The sequence below is a fragment of the Aeromonas sp. Lyrl_2 genome, assembly GCF_051948815.1.
In the GTDB taxonomy this organism is placed as follows: Bacteria; Pseudomonadota; Gammaproteobacteria; order Enterobacterales; family Aeromonadaceae; genus Aeromonas; species Aeromonas veronii.
Map to the genome: position 1 here is coordinate 155,149 of NZ_JAYJLJ010000003.1, position 25,617 is coordinate 180,765.

Below are 25,617 nucleotides of genomic sequence, written 5' to 3' on the forward strand. Positions count from 1 at the left end.
TTAGTTATGTCAACAATGGACTTAGACTTGAGGTGAGCGAGTCGCTCGATTAACGCAGGGCTTTCATCTCACCGGCGATGATTTCGGCCAATGGGCCCAGAATCACCTGCAGGTTCTGCTCACCGAGTTTGACCACACCGGCCGCACCCAGGGCTTTCAGCTTGCGCTCATCGACGATGCTGCGGTCTTTCAGAGTCAGACGCAGACGGGTGATGCAGGCATCGATGGAGACCAGGTTCTCTTGACCACCCAGCACTTCCAGGTATTGCTTGGCCAGCTCGGTACGGTTGGTAGATTGAGCGGCAGCCGGAGCAGTCTCTTCATCATCTTCACGACCCGGGGTTTTCAGGTTCAGCTTGGCAATCACTACGCGGAACACGGTGTAGTAGAGGCCGAAGAAGACCAGACCCTGAGGGATCAGCATGTACCAGTTGGTCGCCAGCGGGTTACGGCTGGAGAGCACCATATCCACCAGACCGGCACTGAAACCGAAACCGGCCATCCACTGCATGGAGGCAGCGATGAACACGGAGATACCGGTCAGTACGGCGTGGATGACATACAGTACCGGCGCCACGAACATGAAGGAGAACTCGAGCGGCTCGGTAACACCGGTGAAGAAGGAGGCAAAGGCAGCTGCGATCATGATGGAAGCAACTTTCTCTTTGTTCTCTTTCTTGGCGGAGTGGTAGATGGCCAGAGCGGCACCCGGCAGACCGAACATCATGATGGGGAAGAAGCCAGCCTGGTACATACCGACCACGCCTTTCACCTGATCCAGGCTCTTGCCAGCGGCCAGAGCGGCATCGATGGTAGCCTGACCACCCAGGAAGTTCGGGATGTCGTTGATACCGGCCACGTTGAACCAGAACACGGAGTTCAGGGCGTGGTGCAGACCGATCGGGATCAGCAGACGGTTGAAGAAGGCGTAGATACCGGCACCGGTAGAGCCCAGGCTCACGATGGACTCACCGAAGGAGACCAGACCACCGTAGATTGCCGGCCATACGGCCATCAGGATGAAAGATACGACGATCATCACCACGGAGGTTACGATCGGTACCAGACGACGACCGGAGAAGAAGGAGAGTGCCTTGTGCAGCTCGACGCTGCTGAAGCGGTTGTACAGCTCAGCGGCGATAACACCACACAGGATACCCACGAACTGGTTGCTGATCTTGGCAAACGCGGCAGGAACCTGCTCCACCGGGATGCTCTTGATCTGGGCCACAGCGCCCGGGCTCAGCAGGGTGGTAACGACCAGGAAGCCGACCAGACCTGCCAGAGCAGCAGAACCGTCTTTATCCTTGGACATACCGTAAGCGACACCGACTGCGAACAGTACGGACATGTTATCGATAATGGCTGCGCCCGCTTTAATCAGGAAGGCAGCCAGCGCGCTGTCACCACCCCAACCATTCGGGTCAATCCAGTAGCCAACCCCCATCAGGATCGCTGCGGCAGGCAATACCGCTACCGGCACCATCAGGGCACGGCCGATCTTTTGCAAATAACCGAGAATGTTCACGGTTCCTCTCCTTAGTTAATGTTTTTCTAGAAATTAAGTGCTTATCACGTTTGACGCATAAGCCATCAAGGCTTGATTGGCAGTCTAGGGCTTTTATTTCGCTGCGCAAATTAATAAACCGATAATCGTGATCGTTATCACCCAAACAAGATAAAGGTGGTGGATAGATGTGGCTTAGTTCGCAATCTTTATTTACGCTATAAAACAACTTGAATCCGTCTTAGCCAATTGCCACCGCCAAACCGGTCGCAACCCGACACAGAGGTATCCCATATGCGCCTGATCCCGTTGAAATCTGCCAGCCAAGTAGGCCTGTGGTCTGCTCGTTACATCGTTGACCGCATCAACGCGTTCAAGCCGACCAGCGATCGCCCTTTCGTACTGGGCCTGCCCACCGGTGGCACTCCGCTCAACACCTACAAGCGCCTGATCGAGTTGCACAAAGCCGGTGAAGTGAGCTTCCAGAACGTGGTCACCTTCAACATGGACGAGTACGTCGGCCTGCCGGAAGATCACCCGGAGAGCTACCACAGCTTCATGCACAACAACTTCTTCAGCCACATCGACATTCGTCCCGAGAACATAAACATCCTCAACGGCAATGCCGAGGATCTGGTGGCCGAGTGCAAGCGCTACGAAGACAAGATCAAGTCCTACGGCAAGATCCACCTGTTCATGGGTGGCGTGGGTAACGACGGCCACATCGCGTTCAACGAACCGGCCTCTTCTCTCTCCTCCCGCACGCGGGTCAAGACCCTGACCGAAGATACCCGTATCGCCAACTCCCGCTTCTTCGGTGGCGACATGGAGCAGGTGCCCAAGCTGGCCCTGACCGTGGGTGTCGGCACCCTGATGGATGCGGAAGAGATCATGATCCTGGTCACCGGTCACGGCAAGGCACTGGCCCTGCAGGCCGCCGTGGAAGGCAGCGTCAACCACATGTGGACCATCTCCACCCTGCAACTGCATCCGAAGGGAATGATGGTGTGCGACGAGCCCTCCACCATGGAGCTCAAGGTCAAGACCGTTCGCTACTTCCAGCAGCTGGAAGCCGCCAACATCGGCCGTCTGTAAGGAGTCGTCATGTACGCATTGACCAACTGCACCCTCTACACCGGCAGCTGCGTGCTGACCGGCTACGGGGTGCTTATCGAGGGCGACAAGATTGTCGCCATCTCTCACCTAGCCGAACTGCCTGCGGGCATCGAGCTGATTGACCTCAAAGGCGCCAACCTGACCGCCGGTTTTATCGACGTGCAGCTCAACGGCTGTGGCGGGGTGATGTTCAACACCGACATCACGGTCGAGACCCTGGCAACCATGCAGGCGGCCAACCTCAAATCCGGTACCACCAGCTTCCTGCCGACCCTGATCACCAGTCCGGATGCCGACATGAAGCAGGCCGTTGCGGTGACCCGTGACTACATGGCTGCACACCCCAACGAGGTGCTGGGCGTCCATCTGGAAGGGCCTTACACCAACCTCAAGCGCAAGGGGATCCACCCTGCCGCGCAAATTCGCCAGCCAGCGGACGAGATGATCGACTTCTTCTGCGCCAACGCGGATGCCATCACCAAAATCACCCTGGCACCGGAGCGCAACGATCCGGCCCATATCCGCCGTCTGGTGGAAGCGGGCATTCTGGTCTCGGCCGGTCATACTGCCGCCAGTTACGATCAGGCCATGGCCGGGTTCGATAACGGTATTCGCTTTGCGACCCACCTCTACAACGCCATGACTCCGACCCTCAACGGTCGCGAGCCGGGCGTCGTGGGCGCCATCTATGATCGCAAGGATGTCTATGCGGGCATCATTGTCGATGGCCACCATGTGCACTGGGCCAACGTGCGTCTGGCTCACAAGGCGCTGGGGGAGCGACTGGTGCTGGTCACCGATGCCACCGCAGCAGCCGGAGCGCCGGAAGGCTTTGAGAAATTTGATTTTTGTGGCACCACCGTCTTTTTACGCGATGGTCAGTGTGTCGACGAGAATGGTACACTCGGCGGTTCCTCCCTCACCATGATTGAGGGGGTGGAAAATCTGGTCAAGCAGGTCGGATTACCGCTCGATGAAGCACTGAGAATGGCCAGCCTCTACCCCGCTCGCGCCATTGGATGGGACTCACGTCTCGGTAGTATCCAGGTCGGTAAAGTAGCCAACCTCACTGTCTTCGATCAGGACTTCACGGTCCGTGGGACCGTGGTTAACGGACACTACACACAACAGTGACATCATGACTGGCGGACAAATAGCAAACGTAGATCTTATCAAGCAGGTCAACAGTGCAGCCGTGTATCGGCTCATCGACCTGCAAGGCCCCATCTCCCGGGTCAAGATTGCCGAGTTGAGTCAGCTGGCCCCGGCCAGCGTGACCAAAATAACCCGGCAACTGATCGAGCATGGCCTGATCAAGGAGACCTCTCCGCAAGCCTCAACCGGCGGGCGGCGTGCCATCTCCCTGACCACCATCAAACATCGCTTTCAGTTTGTCTCTGCCAAGCTGGGCCGCGGCTACCTGCAACTGAGTCTCTATGACCTCGATGGCAAGGAGCTCGACCAGCACGTCATTCAGGTGACCGAGATCGACCAGCAACCCGTGGTCGACATGCTGCTGCGAGAGATTGGCGCCTTTATCGATGCCAACCGCGAACGTTGTCGCAACCTCATCAGCATCGCGCTGACCATGCCGGGTCTGGTCAACCCGGAATCCGGCATGGTCATCTACACCCCCAAGTACCAGATCCGCAATCTGGGATTGGCGAAGCTGCTTGAGAACCACTTCAACCTCCCCTGCTACGTCGGCAACGACACCCGCTCTCTGGCACTGGCCGAACACTTCTTCGGCGAGTCCCGCGACTGCATGGACTCCATTCTGGTGAGTGTTCACCAGGGGACGGGCTCGGGGATCATCACCAAGGGTCAGGTGTTCCTCGGCCAGAACCGCAACGTCGGCGAGATCGGCCATATCCAGGTCGAGCCGCTCGGCAAGCGCTGTCACTGTGGCAACTTCGGCTGCCTCGAGACCATCGCCTCCAACGAAGCGATCATCGACAAGGTGAAGGAGCTTATCAGCCGCGGCCACCAGAGCTCGCTGCAGGAGAAGCACATCACCATTCAGGAGGTGTGCAAGGCGGCGCTGGCGGGCGACGAACTGGCTCGCAGCGTCATCGAGAACGTCGGCGAACATCTGGGACGGGCGGTAGCCATCACGGTCAACCTCTTTAACCCGCAAAAGGTGCTGATCGCCGGCGAAATCACCGCCGCCGAAGAGATCCTCTTCCCGGCCATCCGTCGCTGCGTCGAGCATCAATCCCTGCCGAGCTTCCACCGTGGCCTGCCCATCGTGAAAGCCCGCTTCCAGAACCAGCCGACCTATGGCGGCTTTGCACTGGTCAAGCGCGCCCTGCTGGAGGGGGATCTGCTGCAGATCATCATGGAGCAGAAATAATGTGTATGGAGATGGTATTCACCTGATAGTTGTCCACAAAGGGAGTGGTCATACGGCTTCAAACCGGATAACAAAACGGTCCCCCTACCGTGTTATCCGGAGTCACCGTATGCCCACCAACGAGAAAGTAGCACGTCGCAAACTCAGCATGCTAGAGCTCGCCAAAGAGCTCAATAACGTCAGCAAAGCCTGCAAACTCATCGGCTACAGCCGTCAGCAGTTCTACGAAATTCGCCGTAACTACCAGACCTATGGCGCCGAGGGATTGCTCGACAAATTGCCCGGGTGTAAAGGGGCTCATCCCAATCGGGTTGCACCCGAGATTGAACAGGCCATCCTCGATTACTCCCTCACCAGGCCTACTCACGGCCCGCTGCGGGTCGCCCAAGAACTGGCTCTGTAAGGTATCAATGTCAGTGCGGGTGGTGTGCGTGGCGTGTGGCAACGTCATGACCTGCTCTCCAAACACGACCGCTTGTTGCGCCTCGAGAAAACCCACCTCGAGCAGACTATTGAGCTCAATGACGAGCAAATTCGGCTGTTAGAACGCTTTAGCCCCGAGTTCCGCGAACGCCAGATAGAGGTTCACTACACCGGGAACTGGTGGCGATCGACACCTTCTTCGTCGGCGCGCTCAAGAGAGTTGGTAAGGTGTATCTGCAAACGGTGCTGGACTGCTACAGCCGCCACGCTTGGGGGTGGCTCTACACCAGCAAGCTGCCGGTGACCTCGGTTCATGTGCTCAATGAAACGGTGCTGCCATTTTTCGAGGCCCACGAGGCACAGGTCTATACCATCCTGTCGGATAAAGGGCCGAGTTCTGTGGGCGCCCTGACCACCATCCCTACGAGCTGTTCCTGCAACTGGAGGGGATTGAGCACCGAACCACCAAGGTGCGCAGGCCGCAGAGCAACGGCTTTATCGAGCGACTGCATCGAACCTTGCTGGATGAACACTTCCGTATCAAGGGGAGAACGACCTGGTATGAGTCGGTAGAGCAGATGCAGACAGACCTGGATAGCTACCTGGAGCACTACAACACCCAACGACCACATCAGGGCAGGATGATGGAGGGGCAAACCCCCTACTGCATGTTCAGGAAGGGTCTGAAATTGATGCCGAAGGAAGTGCGCATTAAAGTAGCGTAAACAAAACACCGGTTTGAGGCGGAGTCAAGCGATAACTAGATCTGTAAAAATACGTGGACACATGACTGGATCGATGTCCAATGCAATCCACCCTGGTAGTATGTCAGCCGACACCAAATGGCATACTAGAAAAAGAAAAAAATGAAAAAGCCCAACCCAATCAAAAGGTTGAGCTTTTTATATGGCGGAGAGACAGGGATTCGAACCCTGGGTGGCATTGCTGCCACAATTGATTTCGAGTCAATCCCGTTCGGCCACTCCGGCATCTCTCCATGGGGAGAGATTTTTACCCAAGCTGGGCCGAGGATGCAATAAAAATTTCTTAGATATCAAATGGCTGAATCAGCTATCTGGGAGCAGGCTCACAATGCGGCGCGTGCTGTTCGCGTTGCGAGGCCACCCTGTATAGCCCTGCATCCACCCGACATTAACCATATCGTGATATTCACCCATTGCCATGAGGCGTCTCTTTTTCCTACTTAGCGCTCAAATTTATGGGTGATGCCGATTTTGGCCGGTTTCCTATGTATCCCCACATCATTGCGGGTGCGCGGCAAGCTGGTAATCATGGGCTGATTGAGGAACAATCGCGCCATTATGGCGGCTGTGTTGATGATGTTCCGCCCCGATTGAACTGATGGATCTCCTTATGCGATTGCCAAAATTCATGCCCCTCTCCATAACGCCTGCCCTTTCCATGCTGCTGGCAGCGATCCTGCTTTGCGCCGCGCCGGCAGAGGCAGAGGCCAAACGCTACCCGCTGCCACCTGCCGGGAGTCGCCTCATCGGTGAGCTGGAGGATTACATTATCCAGCAGAATGAACATCTGGAGCTGGTTGGCAAAAATACGCAAATTGGATTTTTGGCACTGCTTGAGGCAAATCCGGGTGTAGACCCCTATTTACCCAAGCCGGGCACCCGTTTGACGCTGCCCACCCAGATGCTGCTGCCTGATGTGCCTCGCGAGGGGATCGTCATCAATCTGCCCGAACTGCGCCTCTACTACTTCCCCAAAGGGAAGAATGAGGTCATCGTGCTGCCCATCGGGATTGGCGATATCGGCCGCGAAACACCCGAGATGACCACCACCGTCATCGAGAAGAATCCCAACCCGACTTGGGTACCCGGCCCCATGGTGCGCAAATCCTGGCTGGAGCAAAAAGGGATCACCCTGCCCGCCGTGGTGCCCCCCGGCCCGGAGAATCCCCTTGGCAAGTTCGCCATGCGCCTTGGCTATGGCAAGCGCGACTACCTGATCCACGGCACCAACAAGGATTTTGGCGTTGGCCTGCGGGTAAGTGCAGGCTGCATCCGGCTGCGACCTGACGATATCGAGGCCCTGTTCAAGATTGTGCCGATCGGCACGCCGGTGCGGGTCATCAATCAACCGGTCAAGGTCGCCATCGAACCGGATGGTCGGCGCTGGCTGGAGGTACACTCCCCGCTCTCCCGCACCGAAGAGGAGCTTGAAAATGGCGCCCCGCTGATGTTATCACCGGCCATAGAGAGCTTTATCAGCGCACCTGACGTGATGCAGGATGAGGTGACGGCGGCGCTGGAGAACAAAAATGGCCTGCCCCGCCCCATCAGCAGCCAGCTTGTCAGTGGTTAAGTCACCAGCGCCCGAGTCGCACCGGAGTCACCTTTCCTCATGAAATACCTGCCCCTCCTACTCCTGTTGGCCTGTCACTCCTTGTGGGCCAAGGACATTCTCTGGATGAACAATGGCGATCGTCTGACCGGCAACATCGAAGAGATTGGCGATGAGTCGGTACGCATCTCTTTGCCCTATACCGGTGCCGTTACCGTCAAGCGGGATGCCATCAAGCGCTGGCGACTAGAGCATCAGGATAAACCCAAGGCGACCGCCAAAGGTGGATTCACCCTGTTCAAGGATGAGCAGGATGAACGCAAGGCCTGGCTCTGGACCGGTAGTGGCGATCTCAACATCAAGCTCAAACACAAGGACAAGCACACCAACAACGTCAACTTCAAGGGCAAGACCGAGTTGGCCAATCTGGACTGGCGCTACAGCTTCTCCGGAGAGTACTCCTACGAAACGTCTGACAGCGCCACCGATAACCACGACTACAAACTGAACCCGACCATTGACTACTTTTTCGATCAGCAGTGGTTTGTGCGCAGCTCGCTCAATGCCGAATATGACATGCTGGAAAGCAACTACCTCAGCCTCGACTATGGTACCGGGCCGGGTTACCGCTTCTGGAACGAGAAGCGCCGTCGGCTGGAGTTCGTAGCACAAGGGGGTCTGCGCAAGGCCTACTTCAGAGAAGAGAGCGGGATTGGGTTGCTCTTCAAAGGCAACCGGATCATCGACTACCCCTTTGCCAGCATGAACTGGGATTATCGCCAACCCATCCCGATATGGCGGGAAAAACTGGAGCTGTTCAGTCAGGGGCGCTATCTGCTCTATCTGGATCAACCCTCACCCTATATCACTCTGAATCGAGATGTGACCGGCAGCGTGGGCCTGCGCTACTACTTCAACGACCACCTGCGCCTCTCCTGGTCGAGCGAGATGGAGTGGGAAGATGGCGAAGTGCATTTCGTCGGCCTCGAGCAAAAGTACAAAGAGACCGAATTCAGGCACCTGCTCAATCTGGGCGCCAGTTTCTGAGTCAACTGCAAACAGAAAGAGGAGCCAAGTTGGCTCCTCTTTCTGTTTTGGTCATCACCTGCCATGGCACTTCTCCGATGATGGAGCAGGCAACAGATGAGAAACCGGCCGTACGCTCAGATCAGCCCCCAAGCGGCAATCTGGTAGATCCATACCATCGCCAGCAGTGTGCCGACCAACCCCATGATGACACCGATACGCACCATCTGGTGACTCTCCACCAGACCGGTAGCGTGAGCCAGCGCATTGGGCGGGGTACTGATGGGCAGAGACATCCCGAGCGAAACCGAAATGGTGACCGCCAGGATCAGGGTATGACTGCCGCCCCACTCGGCCAGCTCCGGCATGCTGACCGCCAGTGCCGCCACCAGTGGCAGCAGCAGGTTGGCGGTTGCGGTGTTGGACATAAAGTTGGCCATCACCACTGCCAGCAGACAGGCGCCGATCAGCACCGCCAGCGTGGAGTATTCGTGGAACGGAATATGGGTGATGAGCCGCTCGGCCAACCCGGAGTCCTCCAGCGCCAGCCCCAGCGCGATACCGCCCGAGACCAGCCAGAGCACGTCGAGGGAGATCTTGTGCAAATCGTCCTTGGTGATGATGCCGGTGGTCAGGAACACAGCTACCGGGATCATGGCGACCACGTAGGAACTCATGCCGTGGAGATCCCCCAGCAGCCAGAGCACTATGGTGGTGATAAAGGTGAGGTAGACCACCCAAGCGCGAGGGGTCTGCATAAAGCGCCCCTCAATCTTGAGATCCATCCGCTTGAGGGTACTCGGGAAGAAGCGCCCCAGCAGAAACCAGCCGAGCAGCAACAGCAATACCACAAAGGGCACCGCAAATCCCATCCACTGACCGAACGAGATGGCATGCTCGCCGGTCAGGTATTTGAGGGCCACCGCGTTGGGCGGAGTGCCGATGGGAGTGCCGATCCCCCCGAGGTTGGCCGCCAGCGGAATGGCCAGCACAAAGCCGATTTTGGCCGGGTCCTTGTCGGGGAACGCCGCCAGCACCGGGGTAAGGATGGCCAGCATCATGGCGGTGGTGGCGGTATTGCTCATAAACATGGAGAAGGTGGCGGTGATCAACATCAGCCCCAGCATGACGATCCGGGGATCCTGACCAAACGGGCGCAGCAACACCCGCGCCAGATTGACGTCCAGATGGTATTTGGTCGCCGCAATAGCGAGGAAAAAACCGCCGAGAAACAGCATGATGACCGGCGAGGCAAACGTCGCCATCACCTCGGTGGACTTGAGCAGCTCACCAAAGCCCGGTTCAGCCTTGTCGGCAGTCATGAACCAGAGCCCCTTGTCGGAGAGCAACAGCAGCTCCAGCACGATGATCAGCACCGAGGTGGCGAAGATGGGGATGGGCTCCAGGATCCAGCAGAGAGCGGCCAGCACGAAAATGGCCACGACCCGCTGCTCGATGACAGTGATCCCCTCCAGCGGGATCCACTGGGTCGGGATCAGCAGGATGGTGAGGCTCAGCAGCAGTGGCAGAATAATCTTGTTATTGATGGGCACTATTGTCTCCAGGATCGGGAGTAAGAAGCCAATAGTGGCATAACATGCTATCGCCTCACGCGGCCAACTCGCCAAAATGAGAGCTGGCTAACTGCACGGCGCACCGTTTTGTGAGTCATATCAAGCTGGGGTCGGCGCGCTATGGCTGACGGCTCACCCCTTGCAGCAAAAGGCAAAAAAACGGGCCCGCTGTTCGTTGCACACGACAGCGGGCCCGTTTCACCATTCATGCCGATGAGGGGGCTCAGAAGTAGATGCGGGTCACCGACTCGATGACGCAACCCGGGCGGCGGATCCCTTCGATCTCAACCTTGATCTCTTTGAGCAGCTCCAGCCCACCCTTGATGGGGGTGACCCGGGCCAGCTTGGTGCGGGCGCGGATATTGCTGTCCACCTTGATGGGGTACGGGAAACGTACCTGATCCAGCCCGAAGTTCACCACCATGCGGGCGGTCGGGAACTCGGGGGTGGCCTCATCGACCGAGCCGGTCAACTGCGGCAGCAGCGCCAGGGTCAGGAAGCCGTGGGCGATGGTGGTCTTGAAAGGCGACTCGGCGGCCGCACGCTCCGGATCGGTGTGGATCCACTGGTGATCCCCGGTCACTGCAGCAAACTGATCGATCATCTGCTGGCTGACGTGCAGCCACTCGCCGACATGGGTCTCTTCACCAATGCGAGCCTGCAGGGCGGCATAGAGCTCGGCCGCCTCGGCCCCCAGCTCAACAGCGGGTTCCTGAGCCACGGTAGGCTGACCGTTGGCTACTTGTGCCACGGTTGCTGCATCCTGTTGCTGCTCGCTCTGGGACTCGGCTTGCAAGTCCAGCACACGCCCCAGCAAAGGGTGAAGATGTGCCTTTTGCTGAAACTCACGCCAGTAGTCGCGGATCGCCGGAGAGAGCCAATCCTTGAGCTCAAAGGGGTGCTGCGCCAGAATTTCGCGCTTGCGCTTCAGAAAATCGACAACTTTCATCTACCGATCCCTATTTGATTCAATGCCTGTAAAGAGGTCTAACCAGTCCTATTTTATTAAAGTTTCAGCTGTAAGTGCAAAAAAATCTCGGCGTACACCTGTACCAAGGCGGAAGTAACTACTTACACCATGTAAACCAGCACGATCTGCCAATGAGGAAATCGATTGCCAAAAATGCCGCCAGCAGGGGAAATTCGCGGGGCTCATCATGAAAAAAGGCCCTCATCGGGCCTTGTTGTGGGGAGTCAGCGCACGCTCGACCAGCCGCTACGCAATCCCTCTTCATCCAGAAAGGACCAGGCGAGGATCCGGCTCACCTTGTTGCCCTGCGCCATATCGATCACCCGTACCTGACGCGCCCCCACCCGGCTCAACGCCTTTTTCGCCCCCGGCAAGTTCTCTTTTTTCGACACCAGCGAGCTGAACCAGAGGCACTGAGTGGCAAACTCCTTGCTCTGGGCAATCATGTTGGCCAGAAACGCCGCCTCGCCCCCTTCGCACCAGAGCTCGGCCTTCTGGCCGCCAAAATTAAGCACAGGAGCGCCTGTCACCTCCTTGCCCAGATTGCGCAGCTTGCGCTCCGTCCCCTTGCTCGCCTCTTCCAGCGATGCATGGAACGGCGGATTGCACAGCGTCAGGGCGAAGCGCTCCTTCGGCCCTATGATGCCGCGAAACACATGGTTGGGGTTACCCTGCAAACGACACTCAATCTGGTTGCCGAGTCCGTTGCTCTTGGCCAGCAGGGTTGCCGCCTTGACCGAGACCGGATCGATATCCGATCCCACAAAACGCCAGCCATATTCGCGGCAGCCGAGTAGCGGATAGATGCAGTTTGCCCCCACCCCGATATCCAGCACCCTCACCCCCTTGCCGGTAGGGAGCTGGCCTGCGCTCTCGGCCAGCAGGTCGGCCGCCCAGTGCAGGTAGTCCACCCGTCCCGGGATAGGCGGGCAGAGGTAACCGGCAGGCAAGTCCCAGTGGGCAATCCCGTAGTGATGGGCCAGCAGGGCGCGATTGAGGGACTTCACTGCATCGGGATTGGCAAAATCGATGGTGCGGGTGCCGTAGTCATTGATAAAGACATGAGCGGCCAATTCGGGAGTTCGCAGGCAGAGCGCCTCAAAGTCGTAACCCGCCTGATGGCGATTACGGGAGTGAAGTCCGGATTTGCGGTCGCCCGACTTGGGGCCACCGGCTGATGGGATGCGGGGTTTCATGCTGAGCCTGCCGAAGAAAACGGGCCCACACTATAGTGATTTGACTCGGGAAAGTCTAAACGAGGGCAATAAAAAACCGGGCTATCGAGCCCGGTTCAAGTGAGGTTGGAAAAACAGTCCGTACTGCGAGCCGTTTGTCCAGCCTGACTCAGATATCGATCCGGCGAGCTTGCCAGAACTTGTTGCGCCAATATTGGCTATCCAACTTGGAACGCGTCACACCGGCTCGAGTCGAGGCGTGGATGAATTCACCATTGCCAACATAGATACCAACGTGGTTGAGACGACGATTGATTTTGAAGAAGACCAAGTCACCCTCGACCAGATCCTGCTTGGAAACGCGCGTCCCTTCATGGACTTGGGAGCGGGTATCGCGGGGTAATTCGATACCGACGGCATTGCGGAACACTTCACGGGCAAAGGCGGAACAATCGATACCGCGCTGGCTGCTGCCACCCATCCGGTACGGAACACCACGCCACTCTTTATATACAGTCAGGATTTCATTCACATCAGGTGTCTGGGAAGCTTCCGGTTCGATGACAGGTTCAACCATGGAAACTTCGATCTTGCTCGCGACCTCGGGTTGGGGTGCCGAGGCACAACCCACCATTCCGAGCGCGACCAGCAGTAGCATCAGGTGGCGCAATCCTTTATCCCCGCTAAATAGTAAATCTTGTTAAAATACGGCCCCAAAGGGCAATTTATAAGGCAACAGCACCCGACTATATCCAAGAATTCTATCGAGGCAAGTGAAAATCCCTATCAAGCTCACATTTTTGCAAGGAAATGCACGATTTTTCATAATTAATGTGATCATGCCCAAACAATATACAATCGCAAAAAGAGCCTTGGGCCTCCTAGATAACTGGCTTTTATCCCTGCTTCAGCACCTTTTTAAAGTGAAAAATCATGATCGAAACCGATCTTTTTTTGTTAAAACCGGCCAGGGTATGCCAGGAACTGCTTGCTCAATTGCCTGAATGGCTGTCAACCGATGAGCAACATATCTGGCAAGCCATGACCCATCCTGAACGGCGTCAGGAATATCTGGTGAGCCGCGCCCTGCTGCGCCAGCTATTGGCTGAGCGGCTGCAACAACCTGCCGCCAGTCTGCAATTTTGCAACGGCCCCCACGGCAAGCCCGGACTGCATGATGATGCTTGGCAGTTCAATCTGAGCCACAGTGGCAGCTGGCTGGTGTTGGCGCTCTGCCCGCAGGGGCCGCTTGGAGTGGATATCGAACTGGGCAAACGGCGGCATCATCCCCTCCCCCTGGCCCGCCGCTTTTATGCACAGAGTGAATATGAGTGGCTCTGCGCACAGCCTGCTCAAGAGCAGGAGAGCGCCTTCTACCGGCTCTGGTCACGCAAGGAGGCGGTACTGAAAGCCCACGGTGGCGGCATAGCGGCGGGGCTGGAGAAGGTACGATTTATCCCGGAGGAAGGGTGGCGACTCGACAACCGACTCGATGACACCCCTTATCAGGTACAGGATTGGCCCTTTGCCAGCGGCTGGCTCAGTCTCGCGGCGACGGCAGCCCCCGTGACCTTTTACCGGCTGGATGAGCGCTTGAATTGCCACTCGCTTAACCCCATGTTACTCAACACCCTTTCTGAAGAGTCCAACTCATGATCGTCGACATTACTCCCCAGAATTTTCACGCTGAACTTATCGATGCGTCCATGAAGAAGCCGATCGTCATCTATTTCCATGCTCCGCAGATGCCGGAGTGCCAGGGGATGACACCGCTGATCGAATCACTGGTTGGGCCCGCCAATGAGCAGGTCACCCTGGCCAAGGTGGATATGAACGATCCCCAACTGCAACCGCTGGCCAGCCAGCTCGGCCTGCGCGCCCTGCCCGCATTGGTGCTGTTCCATCAGGGTCGCCCTGACGAACAGGGGATCATCGAAGGACCGCAGGATGAAGCCACCCTGCGCCAGTATTTCTCCGCCTTCGCCCCCAAAGAAGAGGAAGAGTTGCTGGCCAAGGGACAACAGGCGCTGGCTGACGAGCAGCCCAGCATCGCCTATGCCCATCTGACCAAGGCACACCAGCTGGCTCCTGAACGTCACGACATCAGCCTGTGGCTCATTCAAGCTGCCCTCGACCTCAACCTGCTGGATGAAGCGCAGGAGCGCCTCGGCACCATCCCGATGGCGGCGCAGGATGGCCACTTCCATACCCTGAGCTCACGACTGGCGCTGGCCCTGCAAGCGGCAGACAGCCCGGAGCTGCGCGCGCTGGAAGCCCGCCATGCAGAACAGCCTGATGATTTTGCCCTGGCTCAGGAGCTGGCGGTGCAATACAACCAGGCAGGCCGTCAGGAAGATGCGTTGGGACTGCTGCTGGAGATCCTCAAGCGGGATTTGGCATTCGGCGATGCCAGAAAGACCTATCTCGATATTCTGGCGACCATGGGCAGCACACCGGCGGCACAGAGCTACCGTCGCAAACTCTATAGTCTACTCTACTGAGCGGAATCGAACTGGCTGGTAATGATGGGGGAGTGTCGGGAGACCGGCATGACCTCATGGGTCAAGTACGAAGAAGGTATTGTGGAAATAAGTTGCTGTGGGAATAGTGGAGATACGGTGAATTTCAGGCAAAAAAAAATGGCGCAAAACTGCGCCATTTTTTTCGCATGGATTACTTCTTGTAGGAAGTAGCCATGTTGTCGATGCGCTGGTTAGCACGCATAGCTTCTTGCTTGGCTTCGGCAACATCAGCAGCGATTTTGGACTGATCAGCACGAACTGCGCTAACATCTTGAGCCAGTTGGTCAACTTTGTTAGACAGATTCTGAACGGAAGTTTCCAGTTCGCTGGTGTTTGCACAACCGCCCAGCAGAGCGGACAGACCAACAACACCTACCAACAACAATTTTTTCATTTTTAAAGCTCCCTTGAACTCGCCAGACGTTTAGCAAGCGGCGTGATTATGGCACAAAAAAATCCTACTTTGCATAGTCCTCACCACAGATAAATGCATTAAAACCCTCATTTTTTTTTGAATGAACAGTTTTTGTCCAGATTCGTCTAAAAAATGAGTGCCGTGTGGTGGGGGCACGGACAAAGGTTAACCAAATTTTTGCCTTATTACAATTTCGTATGAGGCTCAGGCTGTACGTTCTGACAACAATTGACGATATTGCACCAGATCCTCGATGGTCAGCACCGGCATCTGGTGCTTGCGACCGAACGCAACAAGGTCTGGCAGACGCGCCATCGAGCCATCTTCTTTGGTCAATTCACACAACACACCAAACGGTTTGAGGCCGGCCAGCTGCATCAGATCGACCGTCGCTTCGGTATGACCACGGCGGGTAAGCACCCCACCGGTTCGCGCCCGCAACGGGAAAACATGACCCGGGCGGTGCAGATCACCCGGTTTGGCGCCGTCTGCGATGGCTGCGCGGATGGTGGTGATGCGATCAGCCGCCGAGACACCGGTCGTGACCCCCTGCGCCGCTTCGATGGTCACGGTAAAGGCAGTCTGGTAGTGGCTGGAGTTGGCCTCCACCATCATCGGCAGTTCGAGCTGGCGAACCCGCTCGTCGGGCAGGCAGAGGCAGACGATGCCGGAGCACTCGCGGATCATCAACGCCATCTGTTCATTGGTCATGGATTCGGCGGCGAAAATGAGGTCGCCCTCGTTCTCCCGATCTTCATCGTCGGCCACCAGCACGCCGCCTCCGGCACGCAAGGCAGACAGCGCCGCTTCGACACGGGCAACGGGATCACCGAATTCACTGAGTAGAGACTGATTCATGGTAAAACTCCTAAACAAGACAAGGACCAGAATCAGGGCATGGAAAGGCAGACAGAGACGGGCATGCAGCGGCCAGCCCACAAGGGCCAACACGGCAAGGTCTGTCTTATCCTCTTTCATCCGGACTATGACCGTCGGCTCCGGCATCTCACCGGATCTGCTGACCCCGACCCGGCAATCAGCCAAGTCGGGCGCTCGCGGGCTCCCCGAGTCAATCGGGATACCGCCGGTGGGGAATTGCACCCCGCCCTGAGAATAAGCGCAGACAGCCTAAAGAAAAACGGTTGCAGATACCAGCCAAAATACCCCGCAGGCTGAAAAGCGTTTCAACATTGCGCCCGGGATCCCGCTCTGCGGCCCGCTCGCCAGCGCGAGAGGCCATGACTGGCGAATTTCTTTATGGCTCGGATCGGTTTATGGCATAGTTCCCGAAACAAAAAAACAGAGCCCGAAAAAGAGCCTGAACAACGCAGCCGGCGCAGACAGCAGCGCCAACACCACAAACGGAAAATGACAGAGATGGAAAAGAAAATACTGCTCACGGATTGCCCGGATGCCAAAGGGCTCATCGCCAAGATCACCAACATCTGCTACAAGCACCAGCTCAACATCATCAAGAACGATGAGTTTGTGGATCACGAGAATGGCCGCTTCTTCATGCGTACCGAGCTGGAGGGGCGCTTCAACGACGAAACCCTGCTGGCCGACCTCGATGATGCCCTGCCCACCGGCGCCCAGCGCCGTCTGGTCAAGGCGGGCAAGAAGCGCATCGTCATCCTTGTGACCAAGGAGACCCACTGCCTCGGCGATATTCTGATGAAGAACTACGCGGGCGCGCTGGATATGGATATCGTCGCGGTGATCGGCAACTACGACACCCTGGCCGAGCTCACCGGCAAGTTCGATATCCCGTTCCACACCGTCAGTCACGATGATCTGAGCCGGACCGAACATGAAGAGCAAGTTCGCGCCATTATCGACAGCTATGAGCCTGACTATGTGATCCTGGCCAAGTACATGCGGGTGCTGACCCCGAGCTTCGTCGAGGCCTATCCGCGCAAGATCCTCAACATCCACCACTCCTTCCTGCCCGCCTTCATCGGTGCCCGCCCCTACCGGCAGGCGTTTGATCGCGGCGTCAAGCTGATCGGTGCCACCGCCCACTTCGTGACCGACGATCTGGATGAAGGCCCCATTGTCGAACAGGACGTGATCCACGTCGGTCACGCCTTCAGTGCGGACGACATGGCCAAGGCGGGTCGGGATGTGGAGAAATCGGTGCTGAGCCGCGCGCTGGAGCTGGTACTGAACGAGCGGGTGTTCGTCTACGGCAACAAGACGGTGGTCTTCAAGTAATCCGCCCACATGGCTCGTATGCAAACGCCAGAAACAACAACGGCTCCCGCGGGAGCCGTTGTTGTTTCTGCGCCGAGTGTCAGAGCGGCAGATCGTTTACCGTCACCGCGCCCTTCTCCAGCTTCAACTCGGAGGTCAGCGCTTGCTTGTCGGCCTTCAGATAACCCATCAGGGTCAGCTGATCGAGCATGGGGGCCAGTTGCGGCACCGCCTTGCCCAGCTTGTCGCTGAGGCTGGCATGCAGCACGCCGGAGAGGGCCTGCATCCCCGCGTCGCTGTTGAACAGCTGCTCCAGCGAGGTAGAGGCCAGCTTCACGTCCCCCTTCATGGTCACCGCTTCACCGTTGAGCTTGGCGCTGAGATCGGCCAGTTCAAGGGTCGCGCCACGTTTGAGCATCTTGTCCAGCGCCTGCTGGATGGCAGCATCTTCAACCCCCTTGCCACCGGCGGCCTGCAGCCCCTGATACCCTTCCAGATCCAGACCGTTGAGGTTGAGCGCCAACTTGCTGTCGGTCACCGCCAGGGTGTCGGTCTCGTTCTCCAGATCCAGCTTGGCAATTTTCATCTGATAGCTGCTGGAGAGGGTCTGGACATCATCACCGGTCAGCTGAGTCTCGGTAGTCATCCCCTGCAGGGCAACCTTGACGCTGTCAGGAAGTTGTACCGTGAGGGCCGAGAGGGTCATCTCGCTCTGGGGCGAGAGGAGCACACCGCTGATCTCGGCAATGTCGGCACTCCCTTTCAGATCGGCCAGCACCAAGTCCATCTTGCTCTGCTCTTCATGGACCGTCATCCCCTGCCAGGTCATGGTGAGGTGACCATTCCCCTCCAGATTGCCGTGGAACTCACCGCTCAGGGGCAGGAAGCTGAACTCGTCCAGCCCCTGTTTGATCTTGAATTCATTGGCCCAGAAACGGCTGCTGTTACCCTGGGTCCAGAGACTGGTGACCGACTCCAGACCGAGCTCCCACTGCTCCATACCCAGTGCGGTAAAGACCGGTGCCAGAGTGCCATTATGGGTATCGAGCAGGAAGTGGCTCTTGATGTAGAGCGGCAGGATCTGGCTCTTGACCACCAGTTGCAACTCGATGGGCTGACTGCCCTCCAGCTCGCTGTCGATGGCAGCCAGCTCCTCCGGCGTCACCACGACCTTCAGGATCCCGTCACGGGTGAAGAGGTTGCTGCTACCCGGCTGCCACTGCATGTCGATACCGGTCTCTTGCTCTACCTTGGCGATCTGCTCCGCCATGATGTTGTCGAAGCTGTTGCCCGTGTACCAGCACGCAGCCAGACCACCACCTACCAGTGCCGCACCCACGGCGAGGGCCACTATCTTTTTCATATATCCATGTGTCTCCAGGGAGTTGTCACTGCACTCTACGGGGCGGACTCGGGGCTAGGCAAGTCCAATCAGATGGCGAGTCCACTTTCTTACGGCTCGCCACAACATCACAGCAAGGGGCTGAAGAGATAGAAGATGTTCTCCATCGCCTTCTTGTACCAGGGGCGGGCCTGCCATTGGGCCAGGGTCATCGGGGTAGCTTCCGCCATATAGCCCTGTACCAGCCGGGTCATCTGGGCCACGAACGAGGGGTTGTCCACCAACAGGGTCACCTCGAAGTTGAGCCAGAGGCTGCGCCGATCCAGATTGACCGTCCCCACCAGCGCGAAGTCATCATCCACCAGCACGCTCTTGGTATGGAGCAGACCGGCATCGTAGCGGTAGATCTCCACCCCGGCCGCCAGCAGCTCCTCCATAAAGGCGTTGCAGGCGTAATTGGCCATGATGGAGTCGTTGCGTGCCGGCAACACCAGCTGCACCTGCACTCCGCGCGCCGCCGCCGAGCTGAGTGCGGCCGCCAGCGGATCGTCGGGTACAAAGTAAGGGGTCGTCAGCACCAGATGGCTGCGCGCCTGATAGATGGCCAGCAGCAGGCTCTGCTGGATGCAGTCGCCACCGACGAAGGGGCCGGACGGGATCAGCTGGGCGCGGTAGTTGGTCTGGGGCCAGGCTTCCGGCTCATGTTGCAAACTGTCGAGCAGCCGCTCGCCGGTCTCCATCTCCCAGTCCCAGACAAAGATCGACCACATCAGCGGCACCATGGGCCCCTGCACCCGGATCATGATGTCGACCCACTGGCCGACCCCGGCATCCTGCTTGAAGAAACGGGGATCCACCATGTTCATTGAGCCGGTGTAACCCACCCTGTCATCGATCACCACCAGCTTGCGGTGCATCCGCAGATCCTGACGCTGGAACAGAATGCGCCAGGCGCCGACCGGCAGCACCTCCACCAGCTTGACCCCCGCCTTGCGCAGCTTTTTGGGCCAGTGGGAGCGGAAGAACTGTTTACTGCCCACCGAATCGAGCAGCAAGCGACAATCCACGCCGCGTTGCGCCACTTCAATGAGCGCCTCGCACACCTCGTCGGCATCGCCGCCCGGATGCCAGATATAGAACTCCAGATAGCAGGAGAGGGTCGAGCGACGGATATCCTGGGCAATCTCGCGCAAGATCCAGTCCGGCTTGTTGAGCAAGGTCATACGGTTGCCGGAGAGCATCGGCATGGCGAGCCGTCCCTGGATGAGATCGTGCAGCGGCTGTGCCTTGGCGCCCACTTCGCAGCAGTGTTGCGGGAACAGACGGGCCAGCTGGCGGATCCAGATGGCATAAGGGCGATACATGGCCTGGGCGCGCTCGGCACGACGGCGCCCCAGCTTTATTTCACCAAACAGCACATAGAAACCCACCCCGGCAAACGGAATGGCATAGATCAGCGCTAGCCAGGCCAGCGACACCCCGATGGGACGGCGTTTCATCACCACCCGAAACGACACACCGGTGACAATCACGGTATGAAAAAGCAGTAGCAGCCAACCCAGAAAACGGGAAAACAGCAGTTGAAGATCGTGTTCCAGACCGTTAAACAACGGGGACTCCTTCTAATCGACAAACAGCGCGGTGGGCAGACCCCAACCGGCCGGGATGGTATGCTGTAAGGCAAATCCATTCTATCAGGTCGCACGCATGATTCTGCAATCTATGCTGCTCAGCCTGGCCATGCTAGGCCAAGGCTCATATGACATCAATGAGCAACAGATAAACCAGTACCTGCAATCTCAGATACAAGTCGACAAACAGCTGGAGCTGCCGGGCATCATCAAGGCCCATGTGATGCTTGAGCAAAGCGATGTCCAGATCGGTCGCCAACGCCCCGATACCGCCCGGGTCTATGGCAAGGGCAAGCTCAAAATCGCCCTGCCAGACAATACCGAATATGACGCCCGCCTGCAGATGACCTATGAGGCGAGACCCCGCTATGACAAGAGCCAGAGCGCGCTGTTTCTCGATAACATGAAGCTGGTGGAGTACAAGCTGGAGCCGGAGGCGGCCGAGAAGAAGTTCGGACTGATGCTCAACATGCTGCTGCAGAGTATGGAGAAGCGGCTCGAGACCAAACCAGTCTACAAACTCAATGACAAGGATCCGGATCAGGCCTGGCTGAAGGAGAATCTGCTGGGGCTGGAGCTGTCACCGGGCAAGATCCACCTACTGACCAAACCCCGCTAAACCGCTCAATTCAGGAGGGGCTGGGTGGTATCCCGTACCAGCAGCTCCACCTGATAACCCTGCTGCTGCTGCCGCTCGTAGAGGGAGAAGAGCGACCCGCTCAATTGATTGAGGGGCATATCGGCAAACCCGGCTTTGAGATAGAAAGGCTTCTCGAAGGGCAGCGCCTGACAGACCACAGGTTTGTCCAACAGACCGTGACAGGCGTGCTGCAGCAGCCGTGACCCCAATCCCAGCGACTGGTAGTGGGGCAACAGGCGAAAACCGCACAGATGGTAAAACTCCTCCTCGTCCCGTAACCGAACCGCCCCCACCAGCCAGTGAGCATCACGCACGACAAAGATCCGCTCGGCCAGATCCGGCACATAGTGGGAAAACGTCGTCTCGTAATAGTCCCTGATAAGGGAGAGGTCGGCGTCGCAGTACTCTTCGAAAGTGAGTTCCATCGCCAGCTTGCTTGTCACAGACAAATCCTTTGATAATCAGTTATTAGTGCCAGATACGGTGCGCTAATCCGACCACATGACGCCAGCACGATAGCATGCCTTTCGTCAACAAAAAAGCGGACGTCGTGGGCAGCTTGCTTACCCGGTGGAAGAGGCCATGACCCACCGCCCGACTGCCACAACCGTGCTTTATGATGACAATCCTTTATTGCGGCGGATACTTTGATCCCGGTCACCGAATCGGATCATTTGCCCCCTGTTGGCCGCTTGTTCTGCCCTCGTCATGATGCTTTACTCAACATGGTCATCACAAGAAGGAGTATTAGGGTTGAAAGCATGGATGCTGGCAGGCCATATGTTGTTGATCCCCCTGAGCGGATGGAGCCAGACTCCCCCCCCCGCGGAGGTGATCTTCCTGACCGCAGCGCCCTCCCCCTTGCGTCCGAGCAAAGATGCCACTCCCGCCTCACAACCCGACACCGCTCAAACAGCAGCAGTCGCCACCAACGGCAAGAAGCAGATCCAGGTCTATAAATCGGTGCAGCAGAACGGGGTGGTTCGCTACTCCGATATGGCACCCGAAGAGGGCCATTACGAGCTGCTGCTGTTCAATGACTGCTTCGCCTGCGATCCCAAATCCAGCGTCAACTGGCAGACCACAGGGCTGTTTCTCTATGACTATGCCAGCACCATCAAGGCTGCCGCCAAAACCTATCAGGTTGAGCCTGCGCTGATCCGGGCGCTGATCCATGCGGAATCCGCTTTCAATCCACTGGCGGTCTCCCGCAAGGGGGCGATGGGGCTGACCCAGCTGATGCCCGCCACGGCGCGGGAGCTGGGGGTCGGCAATGCCTTGCTGGCGGAGCAGAATATTTTCGGCGGGGTGAAATACCTGGCGGGACTGCTCAAGCAGTATGACGGCAACGTGGCGCTGGCGACCGCGGCCTACAACGCCGGCGCTGGTGCCGTACAAAAACATGGCGGTATCCCGCCCTATGCGGAAACCCGTGCCTATGTGGAGCGCGTCCAGCTCCTCCACCTGCGCTACAAAGAGATGCTGCAGGCCAAAGGGCTCTGAGGTTAGCCTCGGTTAATGCTCTTTTCTCGCCCCTCCAGAAACAAAAAACACGCCCGCAGGCGTGTCGATACCACACTTTGTTTCGCAAATGATTACTTCTGCTCAGTCGCCACCAGGCGATAAGCCAGCGCACCCAGAATGGCACCGACAATCGGGGCAACCCAGAACAGCCACAGCTGGCTGATGGCCCAGTCACCGACAAACAGCGCAACACCGGTACTGCGGGCCGGGTTGACCGAGGTATTGGTCACCGGAATGCTGACGAGGTGGATCAGGGTCAGGCACAGACCGATGGCGATCGGCGCGAAACCGGCAGGCGCACGGCTATCGGTGGCGCCCATGATGACGAACAGGAAGAAACCGGTCATCACCACTTCACACACCAGTGCGGCAGTCAGGCTATAACCACCCGGAGAGTGCTCACCGTAGCCGTTGGAAGCAAAACCGGCAGAGAGATCAAACCCGGCCTGACCGCTGGCAATCACGTAAAGCACGGCAGCAGCGGCAATGCCACCCAGCACTTGCGCCACGATATAAGGCAGTACACCGGATGCCGGAAAACGACCACCCGCCCACAAGCCGACGGTCACGGCCGGATTGAGGTGGCAACCGGAGATATGGCCGATGGCAAACGCCATGGTCAGCACGGTCAGACCGAAAGCCAGCGAGACCCCCAGCAGACCAATACCGACGTGAGGGAAGGCTGCAGCCAGCACGGCACTGCCGCACCCGCCCAATACCAGCCAGAAAGTGCCCATAAACTCAGCAGCAACAGGTTTCACATTATTTCTCCCATTTGAGATAACACCGAACAAGACCCGAGAAGGGCCCATGCTTGAACAAGCGCAGCATTATGGGAGTGTGAGTCCAGATTGCGAACCCGGCAGGCAGAGCTCATTGAATGTGATGTTCGTCACAATTAGTTGATTAGATAAGGGATTTATCATTAAGACAGCCGGCTGCACATCTCATACCCGAGGGCGTCATGCGACAACTTGTGACACCGTTTAGCTCGAGTGCTCATCCCTTGAACGATAAAAACGGAGGCGTGGTCAGTCTCCTGCAGGGGCAAAACGGCTGACAACCTGCCCCTGATGCTCAATCCACTCCATAAACATGGCGACGGGACGGGCATAGACCTGACCATCCTGCTCGGATTGATAAATTACCAGCTGCTCCTGAGTTTCGGTATGCAAAGCCAGGGCAAGCACTTGATAGTAACCCCCCTTGAAGTGGCGATAGCGGCCTGGAACGGGTGCTTGCATGGGAAAACCTCGCAGAAGTGAACACCGATGAGCGAACCACATAAAGATGACACCATGAGTGCCAGTCAACTCATCGAAAAGGGGGACGAAGACGATTTTTTACACAAGCCAATCGTGCCACAGGATCCGGATATTGCAACACAGTCAGGCAGCTTTGTTAATTCGTTCCCCATGTTTCACTAGTTAACCTTGGTTAGCACCAAAGATCGTGCTGAATTTAACGTTCTAGCAACCCTGTTTTAGGGCTAAAAATCAGGGAATTCTTCTAAAAAGAGGATTGTTCTAGCATTCAATTCTGTGAAGAATAGGGGAAAAGAAATTTGATACTAAAAATCGCCTTTTTCGCCAACGCGTCCCTGTGGGGAAGGAATCACACTCACCATGTTCACAATCGACAAGTCGCACAAGCTCGACGATGTCTGCTATGACATCCGCGGCCCGGTGCATAAAGAGGCTCGCCGTCTCGAAGACGAAGGCCACCGCATTCTCAAGCTCAACATCGGCAACCCGGCCCCGTTCGGCTTTGATGCGCCGGAAGAGATCATCAAGGATGTGATCCTCAACATGCCGCTGAGCCAGGGCTACTGCGACTCCAAGGGGCTCTTCTCTGCCCGTAAAGCGGTGATGCAGTACTACCAGCAAAAAGGGATGCGCAAGGTCGATATCGACGACATCTACATCGGCAATGGCGCCAGCGAGCTGATCGTGATGGCGATGCAGGCGCTGCTCAACAACGGCGACGAGATGCTGGTACCCTCCCCCGACTACCCGCTCTGGACCGCTGCCGTCACCCTCTCCGGTGGCCATGCGGTGCACTATCGCTGCGATGAAGGGGCTGACTGGTATCCGGATCTCGACGACATCCGCGCCCGCATCACCCCGCGTACCCGCGGCCTGGTGCTGATCAACCCCAACAACCCGACCGGCGCCGTCTACGGCAGCGAGTTCCTGCTGGAAGTGATCGAGATTGCCCGCCAGCACAATCTCATCATCTTCGCCGACGAGATCTACGACAAGATCCTCTACGACGATATCTCCCACACCAGCGTCTGCACCCTGTGCGACGATGTGATGGTGGTGACCTTCAACGGCCTCTCCAAGGCCTACCGCGCCTGCGGCTTCCGTCAGGGTTGGATGGTCATCACCGGCCCCAAAGGCCGTGCTCGCGGTTACATTGAAGGGCTGGAGATGCTGGCCTCCATGCGGCTGTGTGCCAATGTGCCGATGCAGCACGCTATCCAGACAGCCCTTGGTGGCTATCAGAGCATCAACGAGCTGATCCTGCCGGGCGGTCGCCTGCGCAAGCAGCGGGACAAGGCGTGGGAGCTCTTGAACGAGATCCCCGGGGTCTCCTGCGTCAAACCCAAGGGGGCGCTCTACATGTTCCCGCGCCTCGACCCCAAGGTGTATGACATACGCGACGATCAGAAGATGGTGTTCGACCTGCTGCAGCAGGAGAAGCTGCTGCTGGTACAGGGCACCGGTTTCAACTGGCCGGCGCCGGATCACTTCCGGCTGGTGTTCCTGCCCCGCGAAGAGGAGCTGGAGGATGCCATCGGCCGCCTCGCCCGCTTCCTCAAGGGCTACAAGCAGTAAGCAAGGCTCATGAAAAAGGCTCCCGCGGGAGCCTTTTTGTTATCTGTGGT

23 protein-coding genes, 1 tRNA gene, 1 pseudogene and 1 riboswitch are annotated in these 25,617 nt (G+C 57.5%); of the genes and pseudogenes, 12 read left to right on the forward strand and 13 right to left on the reverse strand.

What is annotated here, in order from left to right; all coding sequences use genetic code 11:
* Nucleotides 1-49 precede the first annotated feature (49 nt).
* Nucleotides 50-1,528, reverse strand: a complete 1,479-nt coding sequence (gene nagE, locus VF684_RS03720) for an N-acetylglucosamine-specific PTS transporter subunit IIBC (protein ID WP_076492426.1) — start codon at nt 1,526-1,528, stop codon at nt 50-52.
* 273 nt (nt 1,529-1,801) lie between these two features.
* On the opposite strand from nagE, the gene nagB reads away from it, so the two are divergent.
* The 4 genes and pseudogenes from nagB (at nt 1,802) to VF684_RS03740 (ending at nt 6,124) form a co-directional block, all read left to right on the forward strand.
* Complete coding sequence (nagB, locus tag VF684_RS03725; protein ID WP_005334308.1) at nt 1,802-2,602, forward strand: glucosamine-6-phosphate deaminase; 801 nt, start codon at nt 1,802-1,804, stop codon at nt 2,600-2,602.
* A gap of 9 nt (nt 2,603-2,611) precedes the next feature.
* The gene (gene nagA / locus VF684_RS03730; RefSeq protein WP_139440179.1) at nt 2,612-3,757 is read left to right on the forward strand and encodes an N-acetylglucosamine-6-phosphate deacetylase; all 1,146 of its coding nucleotides are present in this window, start codon (nt 2,612-2,614) and stop codon (nt 3,755-3,757) included.
* 4 nt (nt 3,758-3,761) lie between these two features.
* Nucleotides 3,762-4,976, forward strand: a complete 1,215-nt coding sequence (gene nagC, locus VF684_RS03735; protein WP_120415258.1) for a DNA-binding transcriptional regulator NagC — start codon at nt 3,762-3,764, stop codon at nt 4,974-4,976.
* 109 nt (nt 4,977-5,085) lie between these two features.
* Nucleotides 5,086-6,124 (forward strand): annotated as a pseudogene (locus VF684_RS03740) (IS481 family transposase).
* A 182-nt stretch (nt 6,125-6,306) separates the two neighbouring features.
* On the opposite strand, the gene VF684_RS03745 reads toward VF684_RS03740, so the two are convergent.
* Nucleotides 6,307-6,396 (reverse strand) — tRNA-Ser (locus tag VF684_RS03745).
* A gap of 377 nt (nt 6,397-6,773) precedes the next feature.
* On the opposite strand from VF684_RS03745, the gene VF684_RS03750 reads away from it, so the two are divergent.
* Complete coding sequence (locus tag VF684_RS03750; protein WP_139440177.1) at nt 6,774-7,736, forward strand: L,D-transpeptidase family protein; 963 nt, start codon at nt 6,774-6,776, stop codon at nt 7,734-7,736.
* A 39-nt stretch (nt 7,737-7,775) separates the two neighbouring features.
* Complete coding sequence (locus tag VF684_RS03755; RefSeq protein WP_139440176.1) at nt 7,776-8,762, forward strand: DUF481 domain-containing protein; 987 nt, start codon at nt 7,776-7,778, stop codon at nt 8,760-8,762.
* A gap of 116 nt (nt 8,763-8,878) precedes the next feature.
* On the opposite strand, the gene VF684_RS03760 is transcribed toward VF684_RS03755, so the two are convergent.
* From VF684_RS03760 to VF684_RS03775, 4 genes are all read right to left on the reverse strand, one after another.
* Complete coding sequence (locus VF684_RS03760) at nt 8,879-10,294, reverse strand: SLC13 family permease (protein WP_139734315.1); 1,416 nt, start codon at nt 10,292-10,294, stop codon at nt 8,879-8,881.
* Between the two features lie 244 nt (nt 10,295-10,538).
* Nucleotides 10,539-11,264, reverse strand: coding sequence for a MaoC family dehydratase (locus VF684_RS03765; protein ID WP_139440174.1), 726 nt, complete (start codon nt 11,262-11,264; stop codon nt 10,539-10,541).
* 245 nt (nt 11,265-11,509) lie between these two features.
* Nucleotides 11,510-12,481, reverse strand: a complete 972-nt coding sequence (rlmF, locus tag VF684_RS03770; protein ID WP_279474899.1) for a 23S rRNA (adenine(1618)-N(6))-methyltransferase RlmF — start codon at nt 12,479-12,481, stop codon at nt 11,510-11,512.
* A 148-nt stretch (nt 12,482-12,629) separates the two neighbouring features.
* Nucleotides 12,630-13,118, reverse strand: coding sequence for a C40 family peptidase (locus VF684_RS03775; protein ID WP_005334331.1), 489 nt, complete (start codon nt 13,116-13,118; stop codon nt 12,630-12,632).
* Nucleotides 13,119-13,393: 275 nt separating this feature from the next.
* Between VF684_RS03775 and VF684_RS03780 the strand changes: the two genes are divergently transcribed.
* Both VF684_RS03780 and VF684_RS03785 read left to right on the forward strand, forming a co-directional pair.
* Nucleotides 13,394-14,116, forward strand: coding sequence for a 4'-phosphopantetheinyl transferase family protein (locus tag VF684_RS03780; protein WP_201913575.1), 723 nt, complete (start codon nt 13,394-13,396; stop codon nt 14,114-14,116).
* Nucleotides 14,113-14,961, forward strand: a complete 849-nt coding sequence (locus VF684_RS03785; protein ID WP_201913568.1) for a tetratricopeptide repeat protein — start codon at nt 14,113-14,115, stop codon at nt 14,959-14,961. The genes VF684_RS03780 and VF684_RS03785 overlap by 4 nt, the downstream gene beginning before the upstream one ends.
* 172 nt (nt 14,962-15,133) lie before the next feature.
* On the opposite strand, the gene VF684_RS03790 is transcribed toward VF684_RS03785, so the two are convergent.
* Nucleotides 15,134-15,376: an Lpp/OprI family alanine-zipper lipoprotein gene (locus VF684_RS03790; protein ID WP_005334342.1), complete on the reverse strand. Its 243-nt coding sequence runs from the start codon at nt 15,374-15,376 to the stop codon at nt 15,134-15,136.
* A gap of 225 nt (nt 15,377-15,601) precedes the next feature.
* Nucleotides 15,602-16,255: a 3,4-dihydroxy-2-butanone-4-phosphate synthase gene (gene ribB / locus VF684_RS03795; protein WP_005334344.1), complete on the reverse strand. Its 654-nt coding sequence runs from the start codon at nt 16,253-16,255 to the stop codon at nt 15,602-15,604.
* Between the two features lie 104 nt (nt 16,256-16,359).
* Nucleotides 16,360-16,516: riboswitch (FMN riboswitch) on the reverse strand.
* Nucleotides 16,517-16,774: 258 nt separating this feature from the next.
* Between ribB and purU the strand changes: the two genes are divergently transcribed.
* On the forward strand, nt 16,775-17,611 hold the full coding sequence (gene purU / locus VF684_RS03800) for a formyltetrahydrofolate deformylase (RefSeq protein ID WP_019445959.1): 837 nt from the start codon (nt 16,775-16,777) through the stop codon (nt 17,609-17,611).
* A 79-nt stretch (nt 17,612-17,690) separates the two neighbouring features.
* Here purU and VF684_RS03805 read toward each other — a convergent pair whose 3' ends face one another.
* Together VF684_RS03805 and cls are read right to left on the reverse strand one after the other, a co-directional pair.
* Complete coding sequence (locus VF684_RS03805; RefSeq protein ID WP_139440167.1) at nt 17,691-18,953, reverse strand: DUF945 family protein; 1,263 nt, start codon at nt 18,951-18,953, stop codon at nt 17,691-17,693.
* A 107-nt stretch (nt 18,954-19,060) separates the two neighbouring features.
* Complete coding sequence (gene cls, locus VF684_RS03810) at nt 19,061-20,542, reverse strand: cardiolipin synthase (protein ID WP_005361740.1); 1,482 nt, start codon at nt 20,540-20,542, stop codon at nt 19,061-19,063.
* A 97-nt stretch (nt 20,543-20,639) separates the two neighbouring features.
* Here cls and VF684_RS03815 point away from each other — a divergent pair, with 97 nt between their 5' ends.
* On the forward strand, nt 20,640-21,182 hold the full coding sequence (locus VF684_RS03815; RefSeq protein WP_162516374.1) for a DUF1439 domain-containing protein: 543 nt from the start codon (nt 20,640-20,642) through the stop codon (nt 21,180-21,182).
* A 5-nt stretch (nt 21,183-21,187) separates the two neighbouring features.
* Here the strand turns inward: VF684_RS03815 and VF684_RS03820 are convergent, their stop codons facing one another.
* Nucleotides 21,188-21,628 carry a GNAT family N-acetyltransferase gene (locus VF684_RS03820; RefSeq protein ID WP_041980377.1) on the reverse strand — a complete coding sequence of 147 codons (441 nt, stop codon included), beginning with the start codon at nt 21,626-21,628 and terminating at the stop codon, nt 21,188-21,190.
* Between the two features lie 328 nt (nt 21,629-21,956).
* On the opposite strand from VF684_RS03820, the gene VF684_RS03825 reads away from it, so the two are divergent.
* A complete protein-coding gene (locus VF684_RS03825; protein WP_370688921.1) occupies nt 21,957-22,706 on the forward strand; it encodes a lytic transglycosylase domain-containing protein in 750 nt (249 codons plus the stop codon).
* Between the two features lie 92 nt (nt 22,707-22,798).
* Here the strand turns inward: VF684_RS03825 and aqpZ are convergent, their stop codons facing one another.
* Entirely contained in the window at nt 22,799-23,488 is a 690-nt protein-coding gene (gene aqpZ / locus VF684_RS03830) for an aquaporin Z (protein WP_005361747.1), read from the reverse strand.
* 270 nt (nt 23,489-23,758) lie between these two features.
* Nucleotides 23,759-23,971, reverse strand: coding sequence for a DUF1653 domain-containing protein (locus VF684_RS03835; RefSeq protein ID WP_005334366.1), 213 nt, complete (start codon nt 23,969-23,971; stop codon nt 23,759-23,761).
* A gap of 381 nt (nt 23,972-24,352) precedes the next feature.
* On the opposite strand from VF684_RS03835, the gene VF684_RS03840 reads away from it, so the two are divergent.
* A complete protein-coding gene (locus VF684_RS03840; RefSeq protein WP_005334367.1) occupies nt 24,353-25,567 on the forward strand; it encodes a pyridoxal phosphate-dependent aminotransferase in 1,215 nt (404 codons plus the stop codon).
* Nucleotides 25,568-25,617: the final 50 nt, after the last annotated feature.